This window comes from Oscillatoria nigro-viridis PCC 7112 (genome assembly GCF_000317475.1).
Taxonomy (GTDB): domain Bacteria; phylum Cyanobacteriota; class Cyanobacteriia; order Cyanobacteriales; family Microcoleaceae; genus Microcoleus; species Microcoleus nigroviridis.
This window is the reverse complement of sequence record NC_019729.1, coordinates 830,855-842,796: the sequence shown is the minus strand read 5'-3', so window position 1 is coordinate 842,796 and position 11,942 is coordinate 830,855. Positions and strand designations below refer to the sequence as shown.

Below are 11,942 nucleotides of genomic sequence, written 5' to 3'. Positions count from 1 at the left end.
CTTAGTCATTAGTCAGCAGTCATTAGTCAGCAGTCATTTCAATCTAAAATCTAAAATCTAAAATCTAAAATTGGCTGACTATCCAATCACTTGAATTGGCCCAGTAACACTGCCGCTAAAAAATTGTTGAATTAACAAATTATCTGTCGATGCAATGTCGCTGACAGTTCCCTCCCACTGCACTTTGCCTCGATAGAGAAATACGATGCGATCGGCAGTGCGGCGGATGGTACTGTCTTGGTGAGTGACGATCGCATAAGTGCTGCAAACACCTTGGGCCGCCTGCAAGTTTCTGATTAAATCTTCAATTACCGTCGAAGCGATCGGATCTAAACCCGCCGTCGGTTCGTCGTACAGCAAAACCTCTGGATTGTCTCTAGCATTATCAGGATTCGCCATGATCGCGCGGGCAAAACTTACCCGCTTCCTCATTCCCCCAGACAACTGCGCCGGATAGCGTTCGCCAATTCGCGGCAAACCCACCATCTCCAACTTTTCCTCCACCAATTCCCGAATGCGGCGGCGCGGCAGCTTAGAATGCTGGTAAAGTAAAAAACCGACATTCTCCTCCACCGTCAGCGAATCAAACAAAGCCGCTTGCTGAAACACCATCCCAATTCCGATCGGATCTGCCACGTCGTCCACCCATCCGACCCTGCGCTGTCCCTGAACAAAAACCTCACCGGCATCCGGGGCCAACAAACCCGCAATTATCCGCAGAATCGTAGATTTCCCCGTCCCGGAAGGGCCAATAATTGCCAGGGCCTCTCCCCGATAAATCCTCAGATCGACTCGATCGAGGATCGGGTTCTGGCCGAAGGACTTACTTACCCCCTTGAGTTCGATTAGTGGCTCAGCCATAAAATGTTATCAATAAGTTATCAGTCCTCAGTCCTCAGTCTACCTAATGACTAATGACTCCTGACTAATGATTAATGACTAATAACTAAAATTGACTGCCAGCTCAAAACTCTCTTGTATTCTAAATTTGTCAGCTCTAGCTGTTCCAATACCCTTAAGACTAATTAACCATGTCAATTAGTTCACTTCCTAAAGCCCTCCGTGTCTTGGCTAAAGCCAAGCAGGTTTTTGCCCTATCCAGAAATCCTTACCCCCCTTCTTTGCGGAACGGGCGAGTTCACCAGTGGTTTAAGTGGTTAGCCCCCGGACTGTTAGTGAAACGGTGGTTGCTGATCAGTGCCAGCGGCGTGGTACTTGCCACTTTGGGTTTAGCAATTTGGACTGGGATGACTCCCATTTTCTTCTTATTGCAGTTGTTGAGAAATTTTTTGGCGTGGATTGCGGAAATTGTTCCCAATTACGTGTCGGGGCCGATCGTGATTGCTGGCGGGATTTTGTTAATTCTGTGGGGGCAAACTCGCAGTTTGAACTCTATTACTCAAGTGCTGATGCCCGAAGGGAATGAGGAATTGGTCGATCGACTCCTCAACCACCGCCGCTTGCACCGCGGCCCGAAAATTGTGGCAATTGGGGGCGGTACCGGTCTTTCTAATTTGCTCAGGGGATTGAAGGATTACAGTGCCAAAATCACTGCTATTGTCACGGTGGCGGATGACGGCGGTTCTTCCGGGCGGCTGCGCCGGGAAATTGGGGTATTGCCGCCCGGAGACATTCGCAATTGTTTGGCGGCTTTGGCAGATGAGGAAAAGTTATTGACTGAGTTATTTCAATATCGCTTTCAAGCAGGTGACGGTTTGATGGGTCACAGTTTTGGGAATTTGTTTTTGACGGCGATGAGCGATATTGCTGGAGATTTGGAACAGGCGATCGCCGCGAGTTCTAAAGTTTTAGCAGTTAGGGGAGAAGTGCTGCCGGCTACTCTGAGCGACGTTTCTTTGTGGGCAGAACTGGCTGACGGCCGGAGGATTGAGGGGGAGTCCAGCATTACAAAAGCTAACGGAAAAATCATCAAAATTGGCTGCACTCCTGCTAATCCTCCGGCGTTGCCCAAGGTGGCCCAAGCACTTCGGGAAGCGGATTTTATGATTATTGGGCCGGGGAGTCTTTATACGAGTGTCATTCCGAATTTGTTGGTGCCGGAAATTGCTGATGCGATCGCCAACAGCGAAGTTCCGCGTATTTATGTGTGCAATATTATGACTCAGCCGGGGGAAACAGACGGATACAGCGTTGCAGACCACATTCGGGCGATCGACCGCGCTTGCGGCAGGCCGCTGTTCGATGCTGTAGTAGTTCAAGGAAAAGTCCCTTCTGCAAAGGCTTTGATCCGCTATTCTCAGGAGAATTCTTATCCGGTTGTGCTCGATCGAGAAGCCGTAACGCAATTGGGGCGGCGAGTTGTCATCGCCAATGTCATGGATGAAGATGAAAATACGGGTTTAATTCGCCACAATTCGCAAAGGCTGGCGGGGATGTTGCTGCGTTGGTACGGCCGCGCGCACAACATTTAAGCTGCTGACTGTTGACTGTTGACTGTTGACTAATATTATTAGTTATTGGTTATTGGCAGCCGCCAGCGAGTAACAAATAACAAATCACAAATAACAAATGACTAATGACGAATTATTGACATGAAAACTTTGCTTCCCGATTCTGAGGCTACGCGCAAGTTTGGTGCTGCGTTAGGTCGATCGCTCCCCCCCGGCACTGTAATCTTATTACAAGGAGATTTAGGTGCGGGCAAAACTACCTTGGTTCAAGGTATCGCTGAAGGTTTAGAAATCTCGGACTCGATCGAAAGTCCTACTTTCACGCTGATTAACGAGTATTTTGGAGGACAAATTCCGCTGTATCATCTAGATTTGTATCGACTAGAACCCGAAGAAGTGGAGGCTTTGCACTTAGAAAGTTATTGGGACGGGTTAGAAAGGGATTTGGGAATTGTGGCGATCGAATGGGCGGAAAGATTGCAGTACAAGCCAGAAAATTATTTGCAAATTTCTTTGAGTTATCTAGATAACGGGCGGCAAGCTGAAGTAATTGGTAATGGCGAGTTATTGGATTGGCAATTACAGGGTTAAGAAAGGGCGATTTCCTACCCTTCAGCGAACCCCTGCGGGAAGATAGCTTCGGTAGCGCGTACTTACTGCGGACGGTTGACACGAATCAATTTACCTCTCAAAGTTTCTTCACCAGCAATAGCATCATTGATGCGTGTCGCCAACCTTTCTAGATTTTTATCGTCTGTACAGACGATAATACCAGCATGATTTGGTTGTTGAGCGTGCAAGCGAATGAAATGCCTCCGATTTTGCGTCATAACCGCCCGATCGTTATTCACAGCAAAGGCTAATACTTCGGGGTCATCATCTCCGGCATTTCCTGCCTCTTGAATAGTCAGGGCATCGTGACCTAAATTTCGCAGCAATGCCACAATAGGAAACGGGAACTGTTCATCTGCATAGAGACGTGCCATAAATTATACTTCCTGCATCATTGCTGCTGCTTCTTCTCGGAGTGCTGTTTCAATTTCTTCGGAGTTAGCCTCAGCATAAGTCCAGACATTTACTAAGTTTGCAGCATTCAACTGGGGATAAAATTGTAGAAGTTCAGCATCGCTTGAACCTTGACGGCGCAAACTCACGAACAGCCAAACCGGAAGTCTAGTTTTGGCAATGCAAGCATCGCCGCCGCACACGTCGGGAGTTTTGGTAATTCCTGGCCAGCTATTGTTTAAACTTTGGGTTAAAAGCCGGATGGCTTCAGCTTTCTCAGTCGGAGTTAAGGCCAGGAGTTGTGTTTCTAGTTCTTGGAGAAGCATGGGTAATATCGCCTTTGCGATCGGGAATACCCAATTATAACACTTGAGTTAAATTCACGCTTACTCAGCGTCAAATGTCAAGGCTTCTCCCCTCACATTTGTATCCAATTTACCATTCTCAAAAACAACTTTTCCTCCCACAACCGTGACCGCAGGCCATCCAGTTAAATTCCAACCTTCAAAGGGACTCCAGCCGCACTTTGTCACCATTTCTTCTCGCACGACTGGTCGATAATTCTCCAAATCTACTAATACCAAATCTGCATCAAAACCCGGAGCAATCGCCCCTTTCTTGGGAATCTTATAAGCCTTAGCAACTGCCGCCGACATCCAATTAGCAACTTGTGCCACTGTACATCTTCCCTCTACTGCTTGCGTCAGCATCAAAGGTAAAGAAGTTTCGACTCCCGGCATTCCCGACGGCGTATTCGGATAATCTTGAGCTTTTTCTGCTAATGTATGCGGCGCGTGGTCGGTGGCGATAAAATCAATTACGCCGTCGAGTAAAGCTTGCCAAAGTATTTCGTTATCGCGGGGTTCGCGCAAAGGCGGATTCATCTGAGCTAAACTGCCAATTTTTTGATAGGCGCTGGTATTTAACAACAAATGCTGCGGCGTCACTTCCGCCGTTACCCAACTCGGTTTTTCCTGGCGCAACAACTCAGCTTCATCCCCAGTAGAAAGGTGCAGAATGTGCAGACGGCGCTGATATTTTTTAGAAAGTTTTAAGGCTAGCTGAGTTGCTAATAAAGCTGCTTGATTGTCTTGAATTTGGGAGTGTACGGCAACATCGGAAATCCCGGCAAATTCCTGACGCCTCTGGTTGATTCTAGCTTGGTCTTCTGCGTGCACGGCAATTAGTCGATCGCCTGCTGCAAAAATCGCCTCTAAAGTTGCTTCTCCATCCACCAACAACTGCCCGTGCATCGAACCCATAAACACCTTAATTCCCGGAGTCGGATTCGCATTCAACAAATCAGGCAAATTTTCGGGGGTTGCACCAATAAAAAAGCCGTAGTTCACCAAACACTTCTCGGCAGCGCGACTTAGTTTATCATCTAAGGCAGCTTGGGTTGTGGTCAGAGGTCGCGTATTCGGCATTTCCAGAAACGATGTCACGCCGCCTTTAGCGCAAGCACAGCTAGCCGTAAACAAGTCTTCCTTGTGTTCTAAACCCGGTTCGCGGAAGTGTACCTGGGGATCGATTACTCCGGGTAACAGAGTTAAGCCTTTCGCATCTATTTCTCGATCGCCCGATTCGACAATTTCCGCAGCAACTTTGACAATTTGGCGATCGCAGATTTGCACATCTCCTACCAAAAACTCACCATTGGGCAAAAGAATGCGAGCGCGACGGATTAACAAACTTGATTTGGGAGTCATAAGATATCCTTAATTGAGTAAACAGCGTGCTAGCATGGAAGCATTATTAAGTTTATAATTCGTATCCAGCTCAGTCACTACAATACCCTATGACTCGTCTAGACAAGTCAGCCGACGAAAAACCTCCGCAAGACACGGAAAATCCTTGGATCGAAGGAATTAAGACGATCGGCTTAGCAGCGTTTTTGGCCTTTGGTATCCGCACCCTGGTTGCCGAAGCACGCTATATTCCCACCGGCTCGATGCTCCCAACCTTACAAATTAACGATCGATTGATTATAGATAAGGTGAGCTATCGATTCCAAGACCCCCACCGAGGAGATATTATCGTATTTATGCCTCCTGACCCGGCTAGTTTGTGCACGGGACAGCCGCCACCGATCAAAGATGCCTATATCAAGCGAGTGATCGGACTTCCAGGGGACACTGTGGAAGTCAGAGAGGGAAAAGTTTTTATTAACAAGCAGCCGCTACAGGAAAAATATATTGAAGAAATTCCGCAGTATCCCTACGGGCCTGTAGTTGTAGCTCCAAATTCTTACTTGGTGCTCGGCGACAACCGCAACGCAAGCTGTGACAGTCATTACTGGGGCTTTGTACCCAAGCAAAATATCATCGGTAGGGCAATTGTGCGTTTTTGGCCGCTCAACCGCACAGGTTCGATCGACCCCACGCCCCTCTATCCCGCTAAAAATTAGCTCTAGCGGAAGGAAGAAGCAAGAAGCAAGAAGGCAAATTCAATAATAGCAATGGTTTTGGTGATTAAGAACATCCTAATCGTCTTGCCGGTTGCTATACAAAACGCGAGGGATATTAGAGCCCCGACTTCTTCAAAAAGCCGGGGCTCTAAGCTGACTGACTGGATCGAATCTAAAATCTAAAATCTACAATCTACAATCGCCTGACGTTTCGCGATCGAGCACTTTCACAACTTTGTTATACATCTCCTCAGCTTCTTGCTGCGAATTGCCGATACTCGTCACTCCCAATTTGCCAAACTCCGACAAACAACCCATTAGATGAAACACACTGCCAGTCTCTGTACCGCTGTCAAAGTGCAGTTGATTGTCAGCAATAATATCCATCAAATCGTTCGGTAATAATCCCCGATACCGCTCTTTTTTCAAATTGTCCGAAGCGACATAATATTTCGGACGGCCCTGCTGGCTGTAAAATAATCCGGTAGTACGATCGTACCGACCGTTTGTTAACAGCTTCAGGGCCATAAACGGATGAGTTGTGCCTCCTTTCCGCAAGTTAATTTCTATTGCTTGCATATCCCAGTGGCCGTCTGATTGCCGCACCGCGAGAAAATCTACTCCAAATCTCTCTAAAGCACCTTTTTTAGCTAAGTTTTGCCCTACTTTCCATCCCAATTCTTGCAATGCCAGCCGGTAGGATTCGTCCGCCGGAAATCGGCAACCCAAGAAAATTTGGCCGTCTGGGCCTCCTAAAATCTGGTCGTGAGTGGAGAGAATTTCTACTTCGCCGCTGGGAACAATTCTGCCTTGAACGCTGGGGGATAACTTTTCTTTCCCTTCGATAAATGCTTCGGCAATTGCCCCTAATTCGGGAATGCGGCTGCTAAAATTTTCCCAGGTTTCGCCCGTTGCTTGAAAGCGCAAATTATGGAAGCTCTCGCCAATTGCCTTCGCTCTTTCTTTAGGCGCTTTACCGGCGAGGGAATTCAGCTCTAAAATAGCATTTCCTTCACCCGAAAAACCTTCATTTAACTTAATTACGATCCGCTGCAAATGCGGCTGCCTTTCCCAGAGCCCGGCCGCAGCTTCCGCTAAATCTTCCGCATTCCAAACCAACTCGGAACCGTCAGGATAAGGCACGCCACATTCTTTAAAAATTTGCCTGCTACCGCTTTTTGTTCCCCAGTATAACAGATCGGGATCGCTGGCCCACAAAGGAATTCCCAATTTAACAGATAACTCGCGTTCTAAGGGCGTCGAGTTATAACAAACCATATAAGATTTTGCCGGCCGCACTGCTTGACGAATGCGCTCCATCAAGCGGGGACGTTCTAAAATTTTCTGGGTGAGGGATTTGGCAGAAGCATCGTAAGCACTGAATAGCACAAGCCGATCGCGCGCGTGAGAAAACGGAATTCCCGGCAGCAATTGCAGGTAATAATCCACAATCATCGGGTGCAGCGGTTCGGAGGTAATGTAAATTAAGCGCGTGTGGGGATTTCGCAGCCGAATTAATGAAAATAAATGCCGCTCTTCGTAGTGGTAAGCACCCTCAACTTTCTGCATTTCTTGCTGATCTAAGCTGACAGAAGGAATGATAATAATGTCACAATCTCCGCTGTCAAATTCTTCGATAGCTCGCCAACGTTCGCGTAATTCTGTCTGAAGATCGCGAAACTTCTGCGCGGATTCGGAAGATGAATTATTTAACTCTTGCATTGCTTTTTATCCTAAGTATTCAAATAATTATTGCCGATCGTGTCGGGTGTGTCAGCCCCAATACTTGAGACAACTCACACAGTTTTTTTCTGACCCACCTTACTGGGAATATTGACAAAAATGCCCAAATAGTGATTTAAGGTGCGTCAGTCGAAATATTTGAGGCAACTCAAACAGTTTTTTATGACCCCGCCTAAAAACGGATACCGTGCCACGTACTCCTGTCGTGAAGATCCAAACATTTTAGACCAAAGTTTAATCTCCCAGATTCATCTGTGGAATAAATCTAAAATCTAAAATCTACAATCTAAAATCGACTGACGCATTCTAACGGGGACGATCTTCCATTTCTGTCAAGCTGCTCTAAGAAGCTCGCCGCGCTCGAAAAAGTCTGGCATACTCCAATATTGGCTCTAAGCGGCGTTGATTTTGCTTGAGTGCCGATCGCAATTTTTCCGAAGGGCGGAACACTAGGGGAGCCGAATATTTGTTCAGCATCTCGATTTCTGGCGACTGGCTCATCAGCATCAGCCGCACGTCTTTGTCGAGCAAATAACTCAGAGAAAGCAAATCTCCCATGTTAGTAAAATCGTTGCCGCGATCGCTAATTACAATTGTATCTTTAATCGATCGGTTAGCTATCGCCTCTTTGTTAATAATTTTCGCAACTTCAGCATTAAAATAGCTCAAGTCTTTGCTCCACCAAGTATCAGAAAAAGCGCTGACAGTACAGGATGCTATACTTGCTGTAAATACCAAGGCTAAAATGACTTGCCAAAACCGCTGCTGAGTTTTCACGTTACTTGCGAGCAAGTAAGCAACTGCTAGCTGCACTCCGGGAAAGCAGGAAATCAAATAGCGGCTGACGGCGGAACGTTTGCCGCCTAGGATGAGATCCGGTAACGCCAGGATCGAAAAAGGTACAAAAATTGATGTTACAAGAAACAGCCAAGTTGAACTGCTAGTCCGGCTGCAGATTGTGTAAAGGGCTGCAGCAATTAACAGCAAAAATGGCAATCTCAGCAGATAAGTCCAAATATTATCAAACCCGAAGTCGAAGTCAAAAAATAAGGCTGTAAAGCTGAGTGTCCACAATTTGACAAGATACAGCCAACCCGGAGATACTCGCGTCCAATCTGTCGTAGAGGAGGCACGTTCCAGGTTGGTCGCCAGCACGTAAATCCAGGGGATATACAAGATTAAAGCTCCTATTACTGCTAGGAAAAATTGGGAATTAGTTACGTGACCTCGCAATTTTGTTTTTTTGACAAACAACCAGTAAGCAATTATAAAAACTCCGTGCCCGATGAGTGTCAAACTGAAGAAAGGGTGAGTGTAGAAACCAAGGGCGATCGCCAGCGAGTAAAATACCCAATTTTGCCAACCCGGCAACCGCACTGCTCTCAGCAGCAGCCAACTGCTGCCAATAACTGTGGCTGTCAGCAAACTGTACTGCCTTGCTGTCTGAGCAAACAAGATGTCAAAGGGAGATAAAGCCAAAAGTGCTGTTGCTAATAATGCCGCCAAATTCGAGGCGAAAAGTTCCCGAGCTAAAGCGTACATCAAAGGCAGCGACAGCAAACTCAATATTGCTGGCAAACTGCGGGATGCTGTTAGAGAACTCCCAAATTGCTGCATCCACCAACGAGCCAGGAGAAAGTATAAAGGCGGATGCTGCGGGTCTTCTAGTGCTAAAGAACGAATTGTGTCTGCTTCTGTACTTCCCGGTTTAATCCGCTGATATTTTTGCAATTCTGGTGCGGGAACAATCCGGTTTTGGAATAGTTCGCCGTCGATTTCTTGGCGGGTGAAACCAGCGGCGCGGATTGATGTGTAAGCTTCGTCGTGCCAGTACAGTTTGCGATCGATCTCAAAAAACCGAAATCCGATACCTAGTAAAATGCCGATCGCCAATAAGTTCATCAGCCAGCGGGAATTTTTGGTATTAACAGATGTGTCTTGATGTGTTTTAGATCCCATGCTTGTCCTAATTGTGGCGATTCTCTGCAGGATAGCTACGGTTGACGGAATTTGGCACTGTAGACCATCTCAAACCTCACTCAAGGAGCGATCGATACCCAGTACATATCCCAACAGACAATAATTTTACCCTCTGCCGGATGCCGAATACCTTATAGATCGGAGCCTTCTGAAAGCTGGCTGAGGCTGAACCACCCCCAAAATCAAGAATCTTCAACCAGATCCTCCCAGAAGCTCCAGAGCCCAAAAATAACTGCTAACATACGTGTTGTACAGTTAATCAACAAGCTCCGCAAGGGGTCTACCCGCGTACCGCAAATGCCAAAAAAAGAAGCGTCTATAAAAACTTCCACTGAAAACTCAGAAAAGCAAAAAGCCCTAACTTCCGTACTTTCCCAAATCGAGCGCAGCTTTGGCAAAGGGGCGATCGTCCGATTGGGAGACTCCACTCGCATGAGGGTAGAAACCATTCCCACCGGAGCCCTGACACTGGACATTGCTTTGGGCGGCGGTTTGCCAAAAGGCAGAGTCATTGAAATTTACGGGCCCGAAAGTTCCGGTAAAACCACTCTAGCCCTCCACGCGATCGCCGAAGTTCAAAAATCCGGCGGTATCGCAGCCTTCGTCGATGCCGAACACGCCCTCGATCCCACCTACGCCTCAGCTTTGGGCGTCGATATTGAAAATCTCTTAGTTTCCCAGCCGGATACCGGCGAAATGGCCCTAGAAATTGTCGATCAACTCGTGCGTTCCGTCGCCGTCGATATCGTAGTAGTTGACTCCGTAGCCGCCCTCGTCCCCCGCGCCGAAATCGAAGGCGACATGGGCGACTCCCACATGGGTTTGCAAGCGCGCTTGATGAGTCAAGCTTTGCGGAAAATCACCGGCAACATCGGCAAATCCGGCTGTACCGTCATCTTCCTCAACCAATTGCGGCAGAAAATCGGCGTAACTTACGGCAACCCCGAAACCACAACTGGCGGTAACGCACTCAAGTTCTACGCCAGCGTGCGGCTTGACATCCGCCGGATTCAAACCTTGAAAAAAGGTACAGAAGAGTACGGCAACCGCACGAAAGTTAAAGTTGCTAAAAATAAAGTTGCTCCGCCTTTCCGCATTGCCGAATTTGACATTGTATTTGGCAAAGGCATTTCCACTTTAGGCTGTCTGACTGACTTGGCCGACGAAATGGGAGTAATTATCAAAAAAGGTTCTTGGTATAGCTATAACGGCGAGAACATAGCTCAAGGACGAGACAAAGTGATCCAACACATGGAGAAAAATGCCGACTTCAAAAATGAAATTGAGCAGCTAGTTAAAAAGAAACTTGAGACTGGTGCTGTGGTTTCTGCTAATTCTGTTGCCCCTGTTGACAATGATGATGAGGATGCAGAAGATCTAGACAATGTAGAAGATGTAGACAATGTAGAAGATGTAGAGGATTTGGAAGAAATCTAAATCTTTTAAGCTGAGCTGCATCTAAATTTTACAGTCAAGTGCGATGAAGTTCCTGTAGGGTGGGCGTCTCGCCTGCCCTAAAAATACAATGCAAGATGCGCGACAGCTTAGCAATAGTAGGTGGGCTTGAATTGACCCAAGAACTATATTTTCAAGAACAGGCAAGATGCCTGTTCCACAAAAATTCAATTTTCTCGTGGAACAGGCATCTTGCCTGTTGCTGAAATTGTTGCAAAATCTGAGTTTTAACCGCCAGATACTTTTGAGAGCGCGTTTAATGTTGAGGGTTTTGGTGGAAGGAAATCTCTAAAACTTCTATCTGTTGGTTGAGAGTAGCAGAGCGCTTCTGAGCGTATTTGTCGTGCAGAAAAATAGTTAAGCCCACACCCACTGGCAACACAAAATAGATAAATCCCAGCAACATCTGAGCAATTTCTGCTTGCGCTGCTGCATCGAATTGAGGCGCAGCAGTAGGTTGACTTGTCGTGCTGTTGACTGGCTGCTGATTGGATTGCTCGATCGCCTGTGCTTTTACTTGCGGTTGAGCTTCCTGGGCGATCGCCCCAGAAGCAGTTCCCAAGCATCCAGCCACTGCTACACATACTGTCAGAAAACTAAAAAGTCTTGATTGAACCTTTAATCCGTTGTTCATGGCACTGGTTGAGCGGCGATCGCCTTGCTGAGTTTCTCTTTCGGTTAAGCTTACAAGCATTTTTACTTACCTATTATTAAAATAAATTTAATTTCTGTATTCAAATATACTGTTTTTTTTATTTCAACGCAATAAGTATTTATTACTAAAATAAGGTTAAAATGCACGATCTGCATTAATTCCATGCGCCAGTTGGGTTTTTGAGCGCAAACAGTAACTTAGTATACAATTTTTCCTCTGGACATCCACTTGAATTGGAACGCAACATCAAAGCGCGATCGTAAAAAAACCGTTACCCCAAACAGTT

General features: G+C 46.7%; 11 protein-coding genes. 4 read left to right on the top strand and 7 right to left on the bottom strand.

Going from position 1 to position 11,942, the window contains the following annotated elements; translation table 11 throughout:
* Window positions 1-78: 78 nt before the first annotated feature.
* Complete coding sequence (locus OSC7112_RS03715) at window positions 79-861, bottom strand: ABC transporter ATP-binding protein (protein ID WP_015174648.1); 783 nt, start codon at window positions 859-861, stop codon at window positions 79-81.
* A 170-nt stretch (window positions 862-1,031) separates the two neighbouring features.
* Here OSC7112_RS03715 and OSC7112_RS03710 point away from each other — a divergent pair, with 170 nt between their 5' ends.
* Together OSC7112_RS03710 and OSC7112_RS03705 are read left to right on the top strand one after the other, a co-directional pair.
* Entirely contained in the window at window positions 1,032-2,432 is a 1,401-nt protein-coding gene (locus OSC7112_RS03710; RefSeq protein ID WP_015174647.1) for a gluconeogenesis factor YvcK family protein, read from the top strand.
* Between the two features lie 120 nt (window positions 2,433-2,552).
* Window positions 2,553-3,002, top strand: coding sequence for a bifunctional alanine racemase/tRNA (adenosine(37)-N6)-threonylcarbamoyltransferase complex ATPase subunit type 1 TsaE (locus OSC7112_RS03705; protein WP_015174646.1), 450 nt, complete (start codon window positions 2,553-2,555; stop codon window positions 3,000-3,002).
* A gap of 62 nt (window positions 3,003-3,064) precedes the next feature.
* Here the strand turns inward: OSC7112_RS03705 and OSC7112_RS03700 are convergent, their stop codons facing one another.
* The 3 genes from OSC7112_RS03700 to OSC7112_RS03690 are packed head-to-tail and all read right to left on the bottom strand — an operon-like array spanning window position 3,065 to window position 5,125.
* Window positions 3,065-3,397, bottom strand: a complete 333-nt coding sequence (locus tag OSC7112_RS03700; RefSeq protein WP_015174645.1) for a DUF5615 family PIN-like protein — start codon at window positions 3,395-3,397, stop codon at window positions 3,065-3,067.
* 3 nt (window positions 3,398-3,400) lie between these two features.
* Window positions 3,401-3,742: a DUF433 domain-containing protein gene (locus OSC7112_RS03695; protein WP_015174644.1), complete on the bottom strand. Its 342-nt coding sequence runs from the start codon at window positions 3,740-3,742 to the stop codon at window positions 3,401-3,403.
* Window positions 3,743-3,802: 60 nt separating this feature from the next.
* Window positions 3,803-5,125 carry a dihydroorotase gene (locus OSC7112_RS03690; RefSeq protein WP_015174643.1) on the bottom strand — a complete coding sequence of 441 codons (1,323 nt, stop codon included), beginning with the start codon at window positions 5,123-5,125 and terminating at the stop codon, window positions 3,803-3,805.
* 89 nt (window positions 5,126-5,214) lie between these two features.
* On the opposite strand from OSC7112_RS03690, the gene lepB reads away from it, so the two are divergent.
* Window positions 5,215-5,823: a signal peptidase I gene (gene lepB, locus OSC7112_RS03685; RefSeq protein WP_015174642.1), complete on the top strand. Its 609-nt coding sequence runs from the start codon at window positions 5,215-5,217 to the stop codon at window positions 5,821-5,823.
* Window positions 5,824-6,009: 186 nt separating this feature from the next.
* Here the strand turns inward: lepB and OSC7112_RS03680 are convergent, their stop codons facing one another.
* Together OSC7112_RS03680 and OSC7112_RS03675 are read right to left on the bottom strand one after the other, a co-directional pair.
* Entirely contained in the window at window positions 6,010-7,545 is a 1,536-nt protein-coding gene (locus OSC7112_RS03680) for a peptide ligase PGM1-related protein (protein WP_015174641.1), read from the bottom strand.
* Window positions 7,546-7,908: 363 nt separating this feature from the next.
* On the bottom strand, window positions 7,909-9,525 hold the full coding sequence (locus OSC7112_RS03675; RefSeq protein WP_015174640.1) for a glycosyltransferase family 39 protein: 1,617 nt from the start codon (window positions 9,523-9,525) through the stop codon (window positions 7,909-7,911).
* 318 nt (window positions 9,526-9,843) lie between these two features.
* Between OSC7112_RS03675 and recA the strand changes: the two genes are divergently transcribed.
* Window positions 9,844-10,983 carry a recombinase RecA gene (recA, locus tag OSC7112_RS03670; RefSeq protein ID WP_015174639.1) on the top strand — a complete coding sequence of 380 codons (1,140 nt, stop codon included), beginning with the start codon at window positions 9,844-9,846 and terminating at the stop codon, window positions 10,981-10,983.
* 274 nt (window positions 10,984-11,257) lie between these two features.
* On the opposite strand, the gene OSC7112_RS03665 is transcribed toward recA, so the two are convergent.
* A complete protein-coding gene (locus tag OSC7112_RS03665; RefSeq protein ID WP_015174638.1) occupies window positions 11,258-11,695 on the bottom strand; it encodes a hypothetical protein in 438 nt (145 codons plus the stop codon).
* Window positions 11,696-11,942: the final 247 nt, after the last annotated feature.

Coding starts and splice junctions, on each gene's coding strand:
- recA (WP_015174639.1), top strand. CDS start 9,844: ATGCCAAAAAAAGAAGCGTCTATAAAAACTTCCACTGAAAACTCAGAA.
- OSC7112_RS03680 (WP_015174641.1), bottom strand. CDS start 7,545: ATGCAAGAGTTAAATAATTCATCTTCCGAATCCGCGCAGAAGTTTCGC.
- OSC7112_RS03705 (WP_015174646.1), top strand. CDS start 2,553: ATGAAAACTTTGCTTCCCGATTCTGAGGCTACGCGCAAGTTTGGTGCT.
- OSC7112_RS03695 (WP_015174644.1), bottom strand. CDS start 3,742: ATGCTTCTCCAAGAACTAGAAACACAACTCCTGGCCTTAACTCCGACT.
- OSC7112_RS03665 (WP_015174638.1), bottom strand. CDS start 11,695: ATGCTTGTAAGCTTAACCGAAAGAGAAACTCAGCAAGGCGATCGCCGC.
- OSC7112_RS03690 (WP_015174643.1), bottom strand. CDS start 5,125: ATGACTCCCAAATCAAGTTTGTTAATCCGTCGCGCTCGCATTCTTTTG.
- lepB (WP_015174642.1), top strand. CDS start 5,215: ATGACTCGTCTAGACAAGTCAGCCGACGAAAAACCTCCGCAAGACACG.
- OSC7112_RS03700 (WP_015174645.1), bottom strand. CDS start 3,397: ATGGCACGTCTCTATGCAGATGAACAGTTCCCGTTTCCTATTGTGGCA.
- OSC7112_RS03710 (WP_015174647.1), top strand. CDS start 1,032: ATGTCAATTAGTTCACTTCCTAAAGCCCTCCGTGTCTTGGCTAAAGCC.
- OSC7112_RS03675 (WP_015174640.1), bottom strand. CDS start 9,525: ATGGGATCTAAAACACATCAAGACACATCTGTTAATACCAAAAATTCC.
- OSC7112_RS03715 (WP_015174648.1), bottom strand. CDS start 861: ATGGCTGAGCCACTAATCGAACTCAAGGGGGTAAGTAAGTCCTTCGGC.